Source organism: Pseudomonas imperatae (assembly GCF_057128625.1).
The window spans coordinates 199834-216255 of record NZ_JBSKHP010000001.1 but is presented as its reverse complement, the minus strand read 5'-3'; the positions used below and the strand labels follow the sequence as shown (position 1 = coordinate 216255).

19 protein-coding genes and 1 tRNA gene are annotated in these 16422 nt (G+C 61.7%); 11 read left to right on the top strand and 9 right to left on the bottom strand.

Annotation, left to right across the window (positions count from 1 at the left end; translation table 11 throughout):
* Positions 1–32: 32 nt before the first annotated feature.
* Genes ampE through ACWKWX_RS00995 form a run of 3 tightly spaced genes read right to left on the bottom strand, consistent with a single transcriptional unit; the run spans position 33 to position 3686 of the window.
* Entirely contained in the window at positions 33–869 is an 837-nt protein-coding gene (gene ampE, locus ACWKWX_RS01005) for a regulatory signaling modulator protein AmpE (protein ID WP_483826831.1), read from the bottom strand.
* A complete protein-coding gene (ampD, locus tag ACWKWX_RS01000) occupies positions 866–1429 on the bottom strand; it encodes a 1,6-anhydro-N-acetylmuramyl-L-alanine amidase AmpD (RefSeq protein ID WP_416426922.1) in 564 nt (187 codons plus the stop codon). The genes ampE and ampD overlap by 4 nt, the downstream gene beginning before the upstream one ends.
* A gap of 31 nt (positions 1430–1460) precedes the next feature.
* Positions 1461–3686, bottom strand: coding sequence for a DUF1631 domain-containing protein (locus ACWKWX_RS00995; protein WP_483826830.1), 2226 nt, complete (start codon positions 3684–3686; stop codon positions 1461–1463).
* 371 nt (positions 3687–4057) lie between these two features.
* Between ACWKWX_RS00995 and nadC the strand changes: the two genes are divergently transcribed.
* Together nadC and ACWKWX_RS00985 are read left to right on the top strand one after the other, a co-directional pair.
* Complete coding sequence (gene nadC / locus ACWKWX_RS00990) at positions 4058–4906, top strand: carboxylating nicotinate-nucleotide diphosphorylase (RefSeq protein ID WP_416426924.1); 849 nt, start codon at positions 4058–4060, stop codon at positions 4904–4906.
* Between the two features lie 43 nt (positions 4907–4949).
* Positions 4950–5213, top strand: coding sequence for a hypothetical protein (locus tag ACWKWX_RS00985; RefSeq protein WP_416426925.1), 264 nt, complete (start codon positions 4950–4952; stop codon positions 5211–5213).
* Positions 5214–5307: 94 nt separating this feature from the next.
* Here the strand turns inward: ACWKWX_RS00985 and ACWKWX_RS00980 are convergent, their stop codons facing one another.
* The gene (locus tag ACWKWX_RS00980) at positions 5308–6084 is read right to left on the bottom strand and encodes an EAL domain-containing protein (protein ID WP_416426926.1); all 777 of its coding nucleotides are present in this window, start codon (positions 6082–6084) and stop codon (positions 5308–5310) included.
* Positions 6085–6373: 289 nt separating this feature from the next.
* On the opposite strand from ACWKWX_RS00980, the gene ACWKWX_RS00975 reads away from it, so the two are divergent.
* Positions 6374–6763 carry a hypothetical protein gene (locus ACWKWX_RS00975; RefSeq protein WP_473004492.1) on the top strand — a complete coding sequence of 130 codons (390 nt, stop codon included), beginning with the start codon at positions 6374–6376 and terminating at the stop codon, positions 6761–6763.
* Positions 6764–6794: 31 nt separating this feature from the next.
* On the opposite strand, the gene ACWKWX_RS00970 is transcribed toward ACWKWX_RS00975, so the two are convergent.
* From ACWKWX_RS00970 to ACWKWX_RS00960, 3 genes are all read right to left on the bottom strand, one after another.
* Positions 6795–6870: transfer RNA gene (locus ACWKWX_RS00970), tRNA-Thr, on the bottom strand.
* A 55-nt stretch (positions 6871–6925) separates the two neighbouring features.
* Entirely contained in the window at positions 6926–7342 is a 417-nt protein-coding gene (locus tag ACWKWX_RS00965) for a pilin (RefSeq protein WP_483826829.1), read from the bottom strand.
* A 55-nt stretch (positions 7343–7397) separates the two neighbouring features.
* Positions 7398–7811, bottom strand: coding sequence for a pilin (locus ACWKWX_RS00960; protein ID WP_483826828.1), 414 nt, complete (start codon positions 7809–7811; stop codon positions 7398–7400).
* Between the two features lie 224 nt (positions 7812–8035).
* Between ACWKWX_RS00960 and pilB the strand changes: the two genes are divergently transcribed.
* From pilB to yacG, 5 genes are read left to right on the top strand one after another with little or no spacing between them, the layout of a single operon-like run.
* On the top strand, positions 8036–9733 hold the full coding sequence (gene pilB, locus ACWKWX_RS00955; protein ID WP_483826827.1) for a type IV-A pilus assembly ATPase PilB: 1698 nt from the start codon (positions 8036–8038) through the stop codon (positions 9731–9733).
* Positions 9734–9736: 3 nt separating this feature from the next.
* On the top strand, positions 9737–10957 hold the full coding sequence (locus ACWKWX_RS00950; protein ID WP_483826826.1) for a type II secretion system F family protein: 1221 nt from the start codon (positions 9737–9739) through the stop codon (positions 10955–10957).
* On the top strand, positions 10957–11826 hold the full coding sequence (locus tag ACWKWX_RS00945; RefSeq protein WP_473004498.1) for a prepilin peptidase: 870 nt from the start codon (positions 10957–10959) through the stop codon (positions 11824–11826). The genes ACWKWX_RS00950 and ACWKWX_RS00945 overlap by 1 nt, the downstream gene beginning before the upstream one ends.
* Complete coding sequence (gene coaE / locus ACWKWX_RS00940) at positions 11826–12449, top strand: dephospho-CoA kinase (protein ID WP_416426933.1); 624 nt, start codon at positions 11826–11828, stop codon at positions 12447–12449. Before ACWKWX_RS00945 ends, coaE begins: the two co-directional genes overlap by 1 nt.
* Complete coding sequence (yacG, locus tag ACWKWX_RS00935; protein WP_416426934.1) at positions 12446–12649, top strand: DNA gyrase inhibitor YacG; 204 nt, start codon at positions 12446–12448, stop codon at positions 12647–12649. The genes coaE and yacG overlap by 4 nt, the downstream gene beginning before the upstream one ends.
* Positions 12650–12776: 127 nt before the next feature.
* Here yacG and ACWKWX_RS00930 read toward each other — a convergent pair whose 3' ends face one another.
* Both ACWKWX_RS00930 and ACWKWX_RS00925 read right to left on the bottom strand, forming a co-directional pair.
* Entirely contained in the window at positions 12777–13454 is a 678-nt protein-coding gene (locus ACWKWX_RS00930) for an energy-coupling factor ABC transporter permease (protein ID WP_473004500.1), read from the bottom strand.
* Positions 13451–13918, bottom strand: coding sequence for an FAD/FMN-containing dehydrogenase (locus tag ACWKWX_RS00925; RefSeq protein ID WP_473004501.1), 468 nt, complete (start codon positions 13916–13918; stop codon positions 13451–13453). The genes ACWKWX_RS00930 and ACWKWX_RS00925 overlap by 4 nt, the downstream gene beginning before the upstream one ends.
* 111 nt (positions 13919–14029) lie before the next feature.
* On the opposite strand from ACWKWX_RS00925, the gene ACWKWX_RS00920 reads away from it, so the two are divergent.
* From ACWKWX_RS00920 to ACWKWX_RS00910, 3 genes are all read left to right on the top strand, one after another.
* Entirely contained in the window at positions 14030–14659 is a 630-nt protein-coding gene (locus ACWKWX_RS00920; RefSeq protein ID WP_416426936.1) for a DUF1780 domain-containing protein, read from the top strand.
* A 175-nt stretch (positions 14660–14834) separates the two neighbouring features.
* On the top strand, positions 14835–15008 hold the full coding sequence (locus ACWKWX_RS00915; RefSeq protein ID WP_483826825.1) for a DUF3094 domain-containing protein: 174 nt from the start codon (positions 14835–14837) through the stop codon (positions 15006–15008).
* 63 nt (positions 15009–15071) lie between these two features.
* The gene (locus ACWKWX_RS00910) at positions 15072–16367 is read left to right on the top strand and encodes an NAD(P)/FAD-dependent oxidoreductase (RefSeq protein ID WP_416426938.1); all 1296 of its coding nucleotides are present in this window, start codon (positions 15072–15074) and stop codon (positions 16365–16367) included.
* The last annotated feature ends 55 nt before the right edge of the window (positions 16368–16422 follow it).

The following is a 16422-nucleotide window of genomic DNA, read 5'->3' as shown; positions in this document are numbered from 1 at the left end:
GCGCTGCCACTACGGGCAGCGCCGCGCCTACCTCAGAACAGCACCGTCCACAGGGCGATCACCGCGTACCACAGCACCGCCGAGCGCAGCAGCAGGTCCCACAGATTGTCCAGGCTGGCGACGCCGGCCTCGCCCGCGGCCGAATCCGGCAGCTCGCCGGCGACACGGCCGACGTCGGCAATCAGCTTTTTCGCGCCGATGTGCCAGTGCAGCACTTCATGCAGCATCACCTTGCCCACCGCGACGAAGTTGCCCACCAGGGCGAAGCTGGCCGCCAGCACCCGCACCGGCAGCCAGTCGAAGGCATGGCGAATGCTGCCTGCGCGCGCAACGACGCCCGGATGTTTCGAATGCGCCACCGCCAGGGCCAGCAGGCGATACACCAGCGCCGCCACCGGGCCCAGCAGCACGTACCAGAAAATCACCGCGAAGAAGCTCTGGTAGGCCTGCCACAGGAACAGGTTCTGCACCTTGGCCAACAGGCTCGCCTCGTCGTCCCCGGTAACCCCCAGGTCACGCTCGGCCACGTGCACTGCGGCCTGCTCGTCACCCCGGCGCCAGGCGTCACGGAACGGCCCCAGCGAAGCCTTCACGTCACCGCGCCCCAGGCTGTAGATCACCACCCACAGGTGGATGGGAAACGCGATCAAGCCGTAGGCCACAGGCTTGAGCGCCAGCAGCACGACGCCCAGCACGATGGCCGGCAACAGCACCCACAGGGCCAAAATCAGCGCCGGCTCCTTGGCCAGTTTCGGTTTCGCCTCCAGCCGCGCCAGCTCCTTGAGCCAGGCGCCATCACGTTGCAGGCGGTGACGCAGGGCGGAGAATTTCTCGACCCACAGCACCAGCACCAAGACCAGAAAACTCATTGTTCGCCCTCGTTGGCCGCCAGGCTGGCGCGGTAGCGCGCCCAGTCGAAATGCGGCCCTGGATCAGTCTTGCGCACCGGGGCAATGTCGCTGTGCCCGCAGATGCGCGTCGGGGTAATGCCCGGGTAATGCGTCAACAGCTGCCGGGTCAGCTGCGCCAGCGCCTGGTACTGGGCATCGGTGAAGGGTTCGAAGTCAGTACCTTCCAGCTCGATGCCCAGGGAGAAATCGTTGCAGGCCTCGCGCCCCTCGAAACAGGACACGCCGGCATGCCACGCACGCTGCAAGCAGGAGACGAATTGCGTCACCTCACCGTCACGCTCGATCAGGAAGTGCGCGGACACCCGCAGCTCGGCGATGGTCTCGAAGAAAGGGTGGGCCGTGGTGTCCAGCTGGTTCTGGAAGAACTGCTGCACGCGGCCGGTCTTGAACTGCCCCGGCGGCAGGCTGATGTTGTGGATCACCAGCAGGGAAATCTCGCCATCCGGGCGCTCGTTGAAGTTCGGCGAAGGGCAGTGCTGGGCGCCCTGGCACCAGCCAGTGGCAGGATCGATGTGCATCCGTGGCTCCAGGAAGAGGGTTGCTGGCAGTCTACTTGCTTTTCAGCTGCCGCAGGTTGCTGACCACCGAATCCAGGGCGCGGTCGAACAGCAGGGCGTCATCGAGGATGCGCACGCTGCCATTACGGAATTCCAGGGCCAGGCCGTTGCGAGTCTTCTCCAGCACCTTCATGCCGGTGCGGTTGACGAACACGTACTTGTCGGTGGCCTCGATGATCGCGGTCAGCTTGCAGCGCAGGCGGTGGTCGTGGTCTTCCTGGATCTCCACCCAGCAGCCAGGCCGCAGCTTGGCCACCTGCAACAGGCCCGGGTCATCGGCAGGCAGGCGCACTTGAGGCTCGCTGGCCTCGGCGTCGCCATGGCCGGCCAACACGATCTCCTCCACCACGGCCACCAGCGCCGGCGGCTCCTGCCCCGCCACCAACGGCGCCGGGTGCAGGGCGTCACGCTTGAGCGCCTGCACGTGCAGCAGCTCCAGCTGGCTGAAGAATTCGCTGGTGGCAAAGGGGTCGAACGCCGAGCTGGTCAGGCCATCGCGCAGCGCCTTGAGCAGGCCGGGCACCACCTCCAGCAGGCGCTGGTGGGCGTCGGGCTCGTCATGGGGTTCCACGCTCCAGATCAGCTCGTCCATGGTGTTCAGGCCGTCCTGCCATTGCGTGGAACCGTCGCCGTGCTTGAGGCACACCAGCAGCAGCACCTTGCTCCAGGCTTCCTCCAGCAGGCGCACCACGACCACCGGCAACACCTTGCCCAGCAGCCGGCGGTTAAGCTCCTGTTGCACCCGGTGGCGCGCCAGCTCGGCCTTGGCGCGGCCTTCCTCGGCGTCGCGGGTGCGCTGCTCCAGCAATTCGCTGCGGCGGCGCTCGTCGGCGGTAAAGGCCAGGAAGTCGGCGAGCAGCTCGGAGAAAATCGCCGGGTCGTCGACAAAGTCGTTGAGCAGGCGCTGCACGATCTGCTCGATGCGCAGGTACAGGCTGTCGCGTTGATAGTCGTCGCGGTTGCCCCAGCCCATGGCAGCCGAGGCAATTTCGTTGAGCAGCCGCCGCGCCGGGTGGCTGCCGCGGCTGAAGAAGCTCTTGTCGAGCACTGCCACCTTGAGCATGGGAATCTGCAGGCGGCCGATCAGCGCCTTCAGCGAGTCTGGCAGGGTGCGATCATCGAGGATGAATTCGAACAGCATGGCGATCAGGTTGATGACGTCTTCGTCCACCACCCCGATCACCCGAAACTTGCCACTCTTGACGCTGACCCGGGTCAGCAGCTGTTCCAGCTGGTAGCGCAGGTCGTAGTCGTCCTGCGCCGCCTGGGACGACGGCACGTACTGCTGCAAGTGCGACAACAGGCGCATCAGGTCGTTGGTGGTGATGGGCTGGGCTTCGTGGCTGGCCTCAAGCTTGGGCGCCACACTGCCACGCAACTGGCGCAGCAGGTCCTGCAGGGCGCCGAACACCTCCTGCACGCTTTCATCCAGCTGCGCGGCACTTGGCGCGGCGGGGCCGGTGGCGTCATCGCGGCGCGGGTGCTCGCGGGCCGGGGGCCGGTCGGCGCTGCGGCGGGCCGGCGCGGCCTTGAGTTCGGGCAGCACGCCGGTGGCAATCAGCAGCTGGTTGGCCTCGGCGTACAGCTGGTCGCAATCGCTGAGCACGTACTTTTCGAACAGCTTGAGCACGATCAGCTTGACCTTGATCTCCACGCCCAGGTTGCGCCCCGCCTCCAGGAAATAGTCGCAGAGCATGGCCGGGCCCAGGGGGTTGCTGGCGTCTTCCAGGCGGCGCAGCACCAGGGAGTTCAGGCGCGCGGTCAGCTGCCCCAGGGCAAAGCCGTCGCGGGCCAGCACCTTGCCCACCATGGCGTCCAGCGCCACGGTGCGCTCCAGGTCGTCGTTGGCCACCAACTCTAGCTTGTCGTAGTTGACCGGGGCAGCCACCACCGGCTCGGCGATTTCGTACTGGCCGATGGCGACGAAGGCTTCGTAGAGGCGTTCGAGGAAACCGCGCTCGATGCTCTTGCGCTTGAGGCGCAGGTCGCGCATGGCCTCGAAGAACGTATTCTGTTCGACATTGTTCTGGGCCCGGTCGGCCATCTCGAACAGCGTGTCGTCGGCGTTGTCGAACAGTGCCTGCAAGCCCTGGCGCAACTGCTGGGCGGCCTTGTCGCGCACTTGCAGGAGGACAACGGGCAGGCGTGCCAAGGGCGTCTGACTGGCTTGGTCAGCAGCGGCCTTGTTCAACGGCACGACTTTCCCATCGTTGTGCATCCCGTCCTCCTGAAAGAATGAGGTCCTGTTTGCGTGTCGCTCTAGTATGCAGGTTCCCGGCACCCGCCCACAGCTCTCTGCGCAACGCTTTTTGTAAGCGCCAGCACGCAGAACGAAAACAATATGGACCGACGTCAAAGTCATGACGCCAATAACAAGGCGCTCATTATCTGCAAATCCGGGCGGCAGCGCTAGAGCGCCTGAACGGGTTATTTGCAACCCGATGCGAAGTGGACAACAAAGATGGCAAAAAGCTCCCACGCACGGCTCTATTTCGTCGCCTGGCGCCACCGGGCCGCAAGCCGCTCGCAAGGCTTCGCGCCAGGGCATCACTGCCCTATAATCCGGCCACTTTGCCTGTGGAGCCTGCTATGCCGAATCTACGCCTCGCCGACCTGACTGCCGAGATCGAAGCCAACGTGCGCCGTGCGTTGCTCGAGGACATTGGCAGTGGGGACATCACCGCCCAGCTGATCCCGGCCGAGCGCCTGGCAAAAGCCACCATCATCACCCGCCAGGACTGCGTGGTGGCCGGCACCGCCTGGGTGGACGCGGTGTTCCGCCAGCTCGACCCGCGGGTGGCCGTGCACTGGCAGGTCAGCGACGGCCAGCGCGCCAGTGCCAACCAGGCCCTGTTCCACCTCGAAGGCCCGGCGCGCTCGCTGCTCAGCGGCGAGCGCACGGCGCTGAACTTCCTGCAGATGCTGTCCGCCGTGGCCACCCAGGCCCAGGCGTTGGCCGACAAGGTCGCCGGCACCCAGGTCAAGTTGCTGGACACCCGCAAGACCCTGCCCGGCCTGCGCCTGGCGCAGAAGTACGCGGTAACCTGCGGCGGCTGCCATAACCACCGCATTGGCCTGTACGACGCCTTCCTGATCAAGGAAAACCATATTGCCGCCAGCGGTGGCATTGCCCAGGCCATCAGCGCCGCGCACCGCATCGCCCCCGGCAAGCCGGTGGAGATCGAGGTCGAAAGCCTGGACGAACTCAAGGAAGCCCTGGACGCCGGCGCCGACATCATCATGCTCGACGAGCTGAGCCACGACGACATGCGCGAGGCCGTGCGGCTGAACGCCGGCAAGGCCAAGCTGGAAGCCAGCGGCGGCATCAATGAAAGCACCCTGTTGCCCATTGCCCAGACCGGTGTGGACTACATCTCCATCGGCGCCATGACCAAGGACGTCAAGGCCATCGACCTGTCGATGCGCCTGAGTCTGTGACACCACCACCCACGAGATGAACGAAGGTATTGGAGTACTCGCAGTGACGAACACGCTCAACCCCGGGGCCGACAAGGTCTACATCATCCGCATCGACGGCACCCGCCTGGGGCCCTTCCAGACCCGGGTCGAACCCAACAAGGCGCTGATCTACGAAGTAACCCTCAACGCCGGCGCCGGCGACACCCTGGAACACCACCGGGACAACGGCCAGGTGGACAAATACCTGATCACCAACACCCACTTCCAGCCGCAGATGACCAGCGTGGCGGCGCACTACACCGTGCGTTGGCGCCAGGAAGGCTGACGCCCCCCGTAGCCGCTGCCGCAGGCTGCGCTGGCCCTGATATTCACTGGAGATTTCCAGCGAGGTTCAAGGTCTGCGCAGCCTGCGGCAGCGGCTACAGTGGCTTGAGCGGCAACGCGCCCACCTGCGGCCGCGCAAACAGATAGCCCTGCATCAACTCAATGCCCAGCGCCAGCAGCGCATCACGCTCGCCATCCGTCTCCACGCCCTCGGCCAGCAAGGTTATCCCCAGCCGCTGCGCCACCAGCACGATCCCCGCCACGATCGCCTCGCGCACGCCGTCACTGTCGATATTGCGCGTCAGCGCCATGTCCAGCTTCAACACCTGGGGCTGGAACGTCGCCAACAGGTTCAACCCCGAATAGCCCGAACCGAAATCGTCGATGGCGGTGGTAAACCCCTGGCGCTCATACGCCTTGAAGATCGACTTCAAGTGCTCGGGGTCTTCCACCTTCTCGCCCTCGGTCACCTCGAACATCAGCCGCTCCAGCGGAAACGCCGAGGCCTGGGCCGCCTCCAGCGTCGCGCGGATGCAGGTTTCGGCGCGGTACACCGCGTTGGGCAGGAAGTTGATGCTCAACTTGCAGTCGGGGATATCCACCAAGCCCAGCCTGGCAGCCGTCTCGATGGCCTTCACCCGGCAAGCCTGGTCGAAGCGGTAGCGATTGCCGTCATTGACCTGCCCCAGCACGCTGGCCGCCGACTCGCCATTGGGCCCGCGCACCAACGCCTCGTAGGCGTACAGCAGGCCGCTGCGCACGTTGACGATGGGCTGGAAGGCCATGGTGAAGTCAAAATCCAGCGCTTCCAGGTTGCGGCATTGGGCGCAGCTGGCGGGCTCGAAAGGCGTAGGAAAAAAGGTACGGGTCATAGGCCCCCCTGAAAACGTGGCACGTGGGTAATTTCGCAGCTGGAGCACTTGGCCATCATCGCATTTGACTAACGTCCGGCGCGCAATTTTCTTCAATCAACTCGATAGCAATGCCATTGCATTGCCGAACCGCGCGCGCCCTGGTTAGTTCCGAAAACATGCAGAACCGTTGCGCATCACCGCCACGCGCCCTATCGCCAATCAACATAGCCCCGCCCCTTCCCCTGACTACGCTGGAATATGCAAATCTCCCCTCAGTGGGCCCTCCAGCCAATACAGGTACTTCACCATGAAAGGGATCTGCTTGACCGCCCTGGTCATTCTGCTCGCCGGCTGCGCCATGCACGACGAACGCACCAACGACCCCCGCGACCCTTCGGCCAACGCCATGGACCTCAAGGGCGACGCCATCAGCAGCGCACTGGTAGGCCGCCCGCACCGCGGCATCAACCGTGACGGCCAACCCTACAGCGAGACCTTCCAACCCGACGGAACCGCCGTACTGAGCATGGGCGGCACCGGGCCGCAGAAAGGCAGCTGGCAAGTGACCGAAAGCACCCTGTGCGTGAACTACGCGGCGTATGGCAACAAGTGCAACAACGTGAAGGCGGATGACCAGTGGATCTGGTTGATCGATACCACGAACATGACCACGAACAATCGCATATCGCGGCATTGAGGGAGGAAGGTGCTGGTGACGCGGGGGGAGATGGTGCCGGGGATAGGAATCGAACCTACGACCTTCGCGTTACGAGTGCGCTGCTCTACCGACTGAGCTACACCGGCATTCCAGCAGCTACGCTAGCATTCCGCCTATCGGTGAGCAAGATATGACTGTTCATCAGCTTCCAGGGCAGCTAAACGGTGCCAATGCAGCAGGCGCTGTAGTCGCACAGGTCCAAGCTCCCGCTGCCGCCTTCGTCCACCGAACAGTCTGCCCATCTACGGTAGCAGGCGCATTCGTCAAGACGCATACAACTGAGGCAACGCCGGTAAGAGCACTTCCTGAAAGTGTCATTGAGCTGCAGTTGTTCGAGGAGGCTGATGCGCCGACGTCGGAAGCGGAACTAACATCGTGTCCTTGGTCCAGCTCTACCTGAACGAGTGATTTGAGGCTAGCGGTCTCTGTAATTCCTGCGGTTACTTTCGTTCGGGCCAAATAGTTTGAGTAAATCGGCAGAGTAATCGAGACCACTACCCCGATTACCGCGACTACCACCATCAGCTCAACCAGCGTGAACCCCTCCTCCCTGTTCATTTTTACTCCTCAACGACTTCACGGATGAGCAGACGCTCACCCGTGAAGGAATCCATCAACCAGCGTTAGCTGCTGCAGCGCAACCTTTAGGCAGGTAAGTCGAAGCAATGGAGCTGGAGGTGCATGTCCAGCCGGTGGTTGAGCGGGTCAGCAAAATGGTACCACCGGCAATAACGGTAGGCGGGTTGACCAAGGCGCATTGGATGGTGCCCGTCACGCCGTCGGTGAAGGTGAAGGTGCAGTTGCCAGTGGAAGCCGGAGCGTTCAGGTTAGCCTGGCTGATAGTGGTACCCGAGTTAAGCAAATCCTCGAAACCACTTTTATACGAAGCAGCTTCTGCCAGGCCAGCAGAGACCTTGGCACGTGCTTGGTATTTAGAGTACTGGGGGATCGCGATCGCGGCCAGAATGCCAATGATTGCAACAACCACCATCAATTCGATCAGGGTGAAGCCCTTTTGATTTCTCATTTCGTTTCTCCGATGTGAATACCCGGCCGAGCGACCTTGCTGAGGACGAGCAATGTATGTGCCAGCCCTTGCACGACTGCCGATGCGGGAGCATTCTTTGGCCCCAGCCAACAAAACGTGTCGAAAAGCGCTTTAAAGTGACGTTTTTTGTCACGAATACAACAGAATTTGGCACCTTGGGCTGACTAAGCTATAAAACACCGAATAGATGTTATCGGTGCCCCATGAACGATATTACCCTCAGTGGCCTTGCCAAGCATTTGGTCCAAGCCGAGCTGCTCTCGGACAAAAGTGCACAGCAAGCTTTTCAGCAAGCCCAGCGAAATCGTACGTCCCTCGTACATTTCCTGGTACAAAACAAGTTGGTCACCAGCAGGGCAATTGCTGAAATAGCGTCCGAGCAATTCGGCGTTTCTTTTCTTGATCTTTCGACGCTAGACAAAGATTCGCAGCCCAAAGGGCTTGTCAGTGAAAAACTCGTTCGCCAGCACCATGCACTCCCCCTATGGCGGCGCGGAAATAAATTGTTCGTGGGCGTGTCCGACCCTACTAACCATCAAGCCATTACTGACATCCAGTTCAGCACGGGCCTGACAACGGAAGCTATCATCGTTGAGGACGACAAGCTGGTGGAGGCGATCGACAAGCTTTTCGATCACGACACCACGGGCCTCGAGGAAATGGCCGATGTTGATCTGGACAACGTCGATGTCCAAAGCACCACGGAAGACGACGGCCCGATAGCCGGCCAAGATGCAGATGACGCGCCCGTGGTGCGTTTTGTAAATAAAATGCTCTTGGACGCCATCCGGGGAGGATCCTCTGACTTGCATTTTGAACCCTACGAGAAGGTTTACCGTGTCCGCCTGCGGACTGACGGCATCCTTCGAGAAGTTGCTAAGCCCCCCATCAACCTCGCCGGGCGAATTGCAGCCCGACTCAAGGTAATGGCTAGCTTAGATATCTCGGAGCGCCGCAAACCTCAAGACGGCCGTATCAAGATGCGTGTATCTAAAACCAGATCAATTGACTTCCGCGTCAACACCCTGCCAACCCTTTGGGGGGAAAAGATCGTGATGCGTATTCTTGATCCTTCAAGTGCGCAAATGGGCATCGACGCATTAGGTTACGAGCCTGAACAAAAGGAACTTTACCTGCAGGCATTGCGCCAACCGCAAGGGATGATTCTAGTAACAGGTCCAACTGGCTCAGGCAAGACCGTGTCACTCTATACAGGCCTAAACATACTCAATACAGTTGACATTAATATTTCAACCGCCGAAGACCCGGTAGAAATAAACATGGAAGGAATCAACCAGGTTAATGTGAACCCCCGCCAAGGGCTGGACTTCGCCCAAGCGCTGCGCTCATTTCTTCGTCAAGACCCAGACGTAATCATGGTCGGCGAAATTCGCGACCTAGAAACAGCAGAGATCGCGATCAAAGCAGCACAAACTGGCCATCTTGTATTATCGACACTGCATACAAATAGTGCCGCAGAGACTTTGACTCGCTTGCAGAACATGGGGGTAGCAGGATTTAATATCGCCACATCTGTCAACTTAATAATTGCTCAGCGACTCGCTCGCAAATTGTGCCCCCACTGTAAACGGGAGGCTGATATACCCCAAGAAACCCAGCTCAAAGAAGGCTTCCCATCGCATCTTATCGGGACATTTAAAATCTATGAACCGTCAGGATGTGCTCATTGCAATAGTGGATATAAAGGCCGCCAAGGGATTTATGAGGTAGTACGTAACACCCAGGCCCTGCAACGCCTCATTATGGAGGACGCAAACTCGATTGACATTGCCAATCAGATGCGAGCGGAGGGCTTCAACGATCTACGCACCTCAGGCCTATCTAAGGTTATGCAAGGTGTGACGAGTCTCGAGGAAGTCAACCGGGTTACCAAGGATTAAGCAATGGCAGCGAAAGCAGGTACAAAAGTCGGCACTTACGTCTGGGAGGGCACTGATCGTAAAGGAGCCAAAGTTACCGGGGAGATGAGCGCACCCTCGCTCGCATTGCTCAAGGCCCAATTGAGAAAGCAAGGAATCAGTCCCGGAAAAATAAAGAAAAAAAGCGTTTCGATCTTCAGCAAAGGGAAGAAGATCAAACCAATGGATATCGCGCTTTTCACCCGGCAAATGGCGACAATGATGCGAGCGGGTGTACCACTGCTTCAGTCGTTCGACATTATCGCTGAAGGGGTAGACAACCCAAACATGAGAAAGCTTGTGGAGGATCTGAAGTCTGAAGTAGGCGCAGGTAATTCATTTGCGTCTGCCTTACGACAGAAGCCAGAATACTTTGATGATCTTTATTGTAATTTGGTAGACGCAGGCGAGCAGGCGGGCGCACTTGAAGCCTTACTGGATCGCGTTGCAACATATAAAGAGAAAACCGAGGCACTGAAAGCAAAAATCAAAAAAGCCATGACGTACCCTATCGCGGTACTGGTGGTCGCCGTAATTGTTTCGTCAATTCTTCTGATTAAAGTAGTCCCGCAATTTCAAACGGTATTTCAAGGCTTCGGCGCACAACTGCCCACCTTTACGTTGCTGGTAATTGAACTTTCCGAGATACTCCAGCACTGGTGGTGGATTGTACTGGCCGGGGTTTTCGCCGCCATATTCATGTTCCGCCACATTTATAAAACGAGCCGGAAATTTCGTGATGGGCTGGATCGAGTACTCCTTAAGATGCCAATCATAGGGATGATAATCTATAAATCATCAGTCGCGCGCTACGCCCGCACTTTATCCACAACTTTTGCGGCTGGGGTGCCGCTAGTTGAAGCGCTGGACTCGGTAGCGGGAGCGACTGGTAACGTAGTATTCAGGAATGCCGTAAATCAGATCAAAGCAGATGTCTCCACCGGCATGCAACTTAATTTCTCTATGCGCTCCACGGGCGTATTTCCAAGCATGGCTATCCAGATGACGGCTATCGGAGAGGAGTCAGGTGCCTTGGATGACATGCTGGACAAGGTCGCGAGCAACTACGAGGCGGAAGTCGATAACATGGTTGATAGCTTAACCAGCTTAATGGAACCGATGATCATGGTTGTATTAGGGCTTGTCGTCGGCAGTTTAGTAGTTGCGATGTATCTACCCATATTCCAACTCGGCGACGTGATTTAATGCCCCTATCCGACTACCTGGCCACCACCCCCGTGGCCTTCACCCTCTGCGCCCTGATCCTGGGCCTCGTAGTGGGTAGCTTCCTCAACGTCATCATCCACCGCCTGCCGAAAATGATGGAGCGCGACTGGAAAGCCCAGGCCCGTGACATCCTCGGCCTACCCGCCGAGCCAGAGGGCCCGCGCTACAACCTGATGCTGCCCGCCTCGGCCTGCCCGCACTGCCAGCACAAGATCCGCGCTTGGGAAAACATCCCCGTGGTCAGCTGGCTGGCGCTGAAGGGCCAATGCAGCCAGTGCAAAGCCCCCATCAGCAAACGCTACCCGCTGGTGGAGCTGGCCAGCGGCCTGTTGAGCGCTTTCGTGGCCTGGCATTTCGGCTTCGGCTGGGCCGCCGGGGCGATGATGCTGCTGACCTGGGGCCTGCTGGCCATGAGCATGATCGACGCCGATCATCAGTTGCTGCCCGATGCGCTGGTGTTGCCGCTGCTGTGGCTGGGGCTGATCCTCAATGCCTACGGCATTTTCACCAGCCTGAGCGACGCACTGTGGGGCGCGGTGGCCGGCTACCTGGCGCTGTGGCTGGTGTTCTGGCTATTCAAGCTGGTGACCGGCAAGGAAGGCATGGGCCATGGCGACTTCAAGCTGCTGGCGATGCTCGGCGCCTGGGGTGGCTGGCAGGTGTTGCCGCTGACCATCCTGCTGTCGTCGCTGGTGGGCGCCATTCTCGGGGTGATCCTGCTGCGCCTGCGCAATGCTGCGCACAGCACGCCGATCCCTTTCGGGCCGTATCTGGCCATTGCGGGCTGGATCGCATTGCTGTGGGGTGGTCAAATAACCGCTTCCTACATGCAGTTTGCTGGTTTCTGATGACTACAGCTTCTTCGACGCCCTGGATCCTGGGCCTTACCGGCGGTATCGGCAGCGGCAAGAGTGCCGCCGCCGAGCGCTTCGCCGAGCTGGGCGTGCACGTGGTGGACGCCGACCAGGCGTCGCGCTGGGTGGTCGAGCCGGGGCGCCCGGCCCTGGCCGAGATTGCCCGGCACTTCGGGCCCGGGGTATTGCAGGCCGATGGCACGCTGGACCGCGCGGCGCTGCGCCGGCTGATTTTCGAGGACGCCGAGCAGCGGCGCTGGCTGGAAGGCCTGTTGCACCCGCTGATTGCCACCGAGATTGCCCAGGCGCTGGCCAGGGGCACTTCGCCCTATGCGGTGTTCGTCTCGCCGCTGATGGTGGAGTCAGGGCAGTACCGGCTAGCCCAGCGCCTGCTGGTGATCGATGTGCCCGAGGCGCTGCAGATCGAGCGCACCCTGCGCCGTGACAACACCAGCCTTGAGCAGGTGCAGGCCATCCTCAAGGCCCAGGCTACCCGCGAGGAACGCCTGCGCCACGCTGATGACGTGCTGGTCAATGACCGCGACCTGGGCGCCTTGCGCGCCGAAGTCGAGCGGCTGCATGATTTTTACCTGACGTTGACTGGAGGCCAATCATGAGCCAACCCCTGACCGTACAATGCCCCACTTGCGGGGCGCCGGTGGAATGGACCGCGGCCACCCCTACCCGGCCATTCTGTTCCGACCGTTGCAAGCTGATCGACCTGGGCGCCTGGGCCGCCGAGGAACACAAGATCCCGGTGGCGCCGGACGCCGAGGATGAGCTGTTCTCGGGCGACCTGCCCCACAGCGAGCACTGATATATCCCCGTAGCCGCTGCCGTAGGCTGCGCTGGCCTCGTGCCCCACTGTAGATTTTCAGGGTTCACACCGGCCAGCGCAGCCTGGCGGCAGCGGCTACAGAGCTCCGCGCGCCATCCGGGGGGCATCACTCATCCTTCCACGGCGCCGCCAGGTACCGCGTGCGGTTAAAGGTTTCCAGCCACTCGGGGCAGAACACCACCAGCGCCGTGACGATCACCCCATTGATAAACGCCTCGGGAAAGATCACCAGCCACAGATAGCCGACAAAGTCCCAGATCCACTCCGGCAGCGCGAAGCGCCCGTCCAGCCACAACAGCCCCAGCCCGGCGAACACGCACAGCAACGCCGCCAACGCGGCAGGAAAGAACCCTGAGCAGAAGATGTAGACGAAGGGATTCTTCGGCTGCGCGCGCTCCACCAACACGGCACAGACTTCCGTCACCAGCACCGGCAGGCCGATCAGCAGCAGGCCATTGATGCCGGCGGCCAGCAGGTCCTGGCGCCCCAGCAGCACCAGGCCCATCTGCGCGGCCAGGCCGCCGAGCAGCGCCAGCGGCCAGTCCAGCAGCAAGGTCACGGCGGTCATGCCGATGAAATGGTAGGACACCCCGGTGTCGAAATCGCGCCGCACCAGCCACAGCAGGAACAGCGCCAGCACCGTGCCGAACAGCAGGTGCTGGCGGCGGCTGTCACTGAACAGTTCAACCCAGGGCGCGCGCCAGGCGGCCCAGCCCAACACCGGTATATACAGGCACCAGCCCACGCTTAGCGTCGCGCCGGACAGCACCTGCGCGCTGATCATTTTTGCGCCTGTTCCAACGCCGTCCTCAACGCAGCGGCGTCGGTGAACGCGTGTTGGGCTACCACCCGCTGGTGGTCCAGCTCCAGCCACAGCACCGAGTCATCGGCCACGCCGTAGTTGGGGGCGATGCGGCCTTCGCGGTCGAGCACCACGCGGTAGTCGTAGGAACGCATGGACGGCAGCGCGAACATCCTGGCAATCAAGGCCGGCATGCGCTGGATGTCCGCCAGGAACACCGCCTTGCGCCCTTCCAGGTAGCCCTTGGGCTGGCCTTGCAGGGCGGCGTTGACCAGCTTGGCGCCGCCCATGTCGCGGGCCACCAGCAGAATGCGCGCGTCTTCGTTGAGGCTGTAGGGCGCGTCGAACTGGTCCAGCAGCGTCCACGGCGGCAACCGTTCGCCCACCTCCAGGGCCATGGCCCAGCAGGGCAGCAGGCTGAGCAGCAACAGGGTCCAGAACTTCATGTGCAGGTTCCTCTGGCGAATGTGCTTGTTGGCAGTTTACACCCCACACCGTGACACAGCGTGTGCAAGTCATTCACGGCAAAGCGCATTTGACCCGCTAAGCTTGTGTGCATGGATGACTCAGATTACCTGCGCCTGCTTACCATCCAGGCCGAACAAGCCAATGCGTTCCTATCCAATGCCCGCAAATGGGAGCGCGAGCGTTGGGTGTGCCAGCGCCTGCTGCAAGGCCTGAACATCCCGTACCGCGCCGAGGAGTTCAACCCGGCGGGCCAGGAGCCGCCCGACGTGCTGTTCCGCGACGCCAGTTTCGAGGTGTTTTTCGTGCTGGACGAGGGCCGGCGCCTGAATGACGAGTGGCGCGAGGAGCTGCAACGGCGCCGCAGCGCCTTTTCCCTGGCCCAGCTGGTGCGGCGCGAGGCCCGGCCCAAGCGCATCGGCGCGCCGGAACTGCTGCAGCGCCTGGCCCCCACCCTGCGCAAGAAGTCGCACAACTACAAGGAACGCGGCCTGGACCTGGGCGAGTTGGACATCATTGCCTTCGCCAGCCTGAAGCGCGAGGTGCTGGACCTCAACAGCCATTTCCCGCCGCCGACCGAATACCTGCGCCAGGGCTGGCGCTCGCTGTCGCTGGTGGGCCCGACCTTCGCCCGGGTGCTGTTCGCCCATCCGGATGCGCCGGACTTCCTGCGCAGCAACCTGGGGCGCAGCATTGTGTTTGATGTGGGCATCAGCCTCTAACCCCCGTAGCAGCGGCCGCCAGGCCGCGTCTCAGGCGACGCGTTCCTGCAGGCATACCTCGTGGGGGCCGGACGCCGCCTGCGGCAGCTGCTACGGGGGTGGAATGGTTGTATGATTTGCGGTGGGAACACTGTACTTTTCCTACAGTCAGAAGCGTCTACCTTGCGAGGCCATGATGAGCAGCCGTCTGAATCCCAAAGATCAGCAACGCGTGGATCACTACCTGCAGCTGCCCCAGCACAAAGTCGAGCGCCGGCCCTTTCGGCCGTGGATGCTCCTGGTGCTGACGGTAGCCGTCACCATCGGCCTTGGCCTGTTGAGCCGCCTGATCAGTTACCTGGTGCTTTGAGCTGCCTTGCGCTCGCCCTTCCCACTGACCTACAGAATTCCGTAAACCTTATGAGTACTTTGAATGACACATCGTATCGTGATTGTCGGCGGCGGCGCCGGCGGCCTGGAGTTGGCGACCCGCCTGGGTAAGACCCTGGGCAAGCGTGGCACCGCCAGCGTGACCCTGGTCGACGCCAACCTGACGCACATCTGGAAACCGCTGCTGCACGAAGTGGCTGCCGGCTCCTTGAACTCCTCGGAAGACGAGTTGAACTACGTGGCCCAGGCCAAGTGGAACCACTTCGAGTTCCAGCTGGGGCGCATGAGCGGCCTGGACCGTGCCGCCAAACAGATTCAGCTCGCCGCCACCATCGACGAGAACGGCCTGGAGCTGCTGCCTGCGCGCACCCTGGGCTATGACAGCCTGGTGATTTCGGTGGGCAGCACCACCAACGACTTCGGCACCCTGGGCGCGGCGCAGAACTGCCTGTTCCTGGACACCCGCAAGCAGGCCGAGCGCTTCCACCAGCAGCTGCTCAACCACTATTTGCGCGCCCATGCCCACAGCGACCTGGACAGCCAGATCAGCGTCGCCATCGTCGGTGCCGGCGCCACTGGCGTGGAGCTGGCCGCCGAGCTGCATCACGCGGCCCACGAGCTGGCGGCCTATGGCCTGGACAAGATCAAGCCGGAAAACATGCGCATCACCCTGATCGAAGCCGGCCCGCGGGTGCTGCCTGCCCTGCCGGAGCGCATCGGCGGGCCGGTGCACAAGACCCTGGAAAAACTCGGCGTCACCGTGCTGACCAACGCCTCGGTCAGCGAAGTGGGCCCCGACAGCCTGAAGACCGCCGATGGCAAGGTCATCCCCGCCAGCCTGAAAGTCTGGGCGGCAGGCATCCGTGCGCCGGCGTTCCTCAAGGACATCGACGGCCTGGAGACCAACCGCATCAACCAGCTGCAAGTGCTGCCGACCCTGCAGACCACCCGCGACGAGAACATCTTCGCCTTCGGTGACTGCGCGGCCTGCCCGCAGAAAGGCACCGACCGCAACGTGCCACCGCGCGCCCAGGCGGCCCACCAGCAGGCGTCCCTGCTGGCCAAGTCGCTGAAGCTGCGCATCGAGGGCAAGGAGCTGCCGGAATACACCTACAAGGACTACGGCTCGTTGATCTCGCTGTCGAAGTTCTCTGCAGTGGGCAACCTGATGGGTAACCTGACCGGCAGCGTGATGCTGGAAGGCTGGCTGGCGCGCATGTTCTACGTGTCGCTGTACCGCATGCACCAGATGGCGCTGTACGGCACCTTCAAGACCATGATGCTGATGCTCGGCAGCCGCATCGGCCGCGGCACCGAGCCGCGCCTGAAACTGCACTAACAGCCCCCGCAGTTACGTAGCCGCTGCCGCAGGCTGCGCTGGCCCTGAGCCCCAC

What these genes read in the sequence shown, in the direction of transcription:
- ACWKWX_RS00975 (WP_473004492.1), top strand. Translation starts at nt 6,374, where the DNA reads ATGAAAGGGATCTGCTTGACCGCCCTGGTCATTCTGCTCGCCGGCTGC.
- ACWKWX_RS00960 (WP_483826828.1), bottom strand. Translation starts at nt 7,811, where the DNA reads ATGAGAAATCAAAAGGGCTTCACCCTGATCGAATTGATGGTGGTTGTT.
- ACWKWX_RS00980 (WP_416426926.1), bottom strand. Translation starts at nt 6,084, where the DNA reads ATGACCCGTACCTTTTTTCCTACGCCTTTCGAGCCCGCCAGCTGCGCC.
- ACWKWX_RS00945 (WP_473004498.1), top strand. Translation starts at nt 10,957, where the DNA reads ATGCCCCTATCCGACTACCTGGCCACCACCCCCGTGGCCTTCACCCTC.
- ACWKWX_RS00925 (WP_473004501.1), bottom strand. Translation starts at nt 13,918, where the DNA reads ATGAAGTTCTGGACCCTGTTGCTGCTCAGCCTGCTGCCCTGCTGGGCC.
- ampE (WP_483826831.1), bottom strand. Translation starts at nt 869, where the DNA reads ATGAGTTTTCTGGTCTTGGTGCTGGTGCTGTGGGTCGAGAAATTCTCC.
- coaE (WP_416426933.1), top strand. Translation starts at nt 11,826, where the DNA reads ATGACTACAGCTTCTTCGACGCCCTGGATCCTGGGCCTTACCGGCGGT.
- ACWKWX_RS00930 (WP_473004500.1), bottom strand. Translation starts at nt 13,454, where the DNA reads ATGATCAGCGCGCAGGTGCTGTCCGGCGCGACGCTAAGCGTGGGCTGG.
- ACWKWX_RS00995 (WP_483826830.1), bottom strand. Translation starts at nt 3,686, where the DNA reads ATGCACAACGATGGGAAAGTCGTGCCGTTGAACAAGGCCGCTGCTGAC.
- pilB (WP_483826827.1), top strand. Translation starts at nt 8,036, where the DNA reads ATGAACGATATTACCCTCAGTGGCCTTGCCAAGCATTTGGTCCAAGCC.
- ACWKWX_RS00920 (WP_416426936.1), top strand. Translation starts at nt 14,030, where the DNA reads ATGGATGACTCAGATTACCTGCGCCTGCTTACCATCCAGGCCGAACAA.
- nadC (WP_416426924.1), top strand. Translation starts at nt 4,058, where the DNA reads ATGCCGAATCTACGCCTCGCCGACCTGACTGCCGAGATCGAAGCCAAC.
- ACWKWX_RS00965 (WP_483826829.1), bottom strand. Translation starts at nt 7,342, where the DNA reads ATGAACAGGGAGGAGGGGTTCACGCTGGTTGAGCTGATGGTGGTAGTC.
- yacG (WP_416426934.1), top strand. Translation starts at nt 12,446, where the DNA reads ATGAGCCAACCCCTGACCGTACAATGCCCCACTTGCGGGGCGCCGGTG.
- ACWKWX_RS00950 (WP_483826826.1), top strand. Translation starts at nt 9,737, where the DNA reads ATGGCAGCGAAAGCAGGTACAAAAGTCGGCACTTACGTCTGGGAGGGC.
- ACWKWX_RS00915 (WP_483826825.1), top strand. Translation starts at nt 14,835, where the DNA reads ATGAGCAGCCGTCTGAATCCCAAAGATCAGCAACGCGTGGATCACTAC.
- ACWKWX_RS00910 (WP_416426938.1), top strand. Translation starts at nt 15,072, where the DNA reads ATGACACATCGTATCGTGATTGTCGGCGGCGGCGCCGGCGGCCTGGAG.
- ampD (WP_416426922.1), bottom strand. Translation starts at nt 1,429, where the DNA reads ATGCACATCGATCCTGCCACTGGCTGGTGCCAGGGCGCCCAGCACTGC.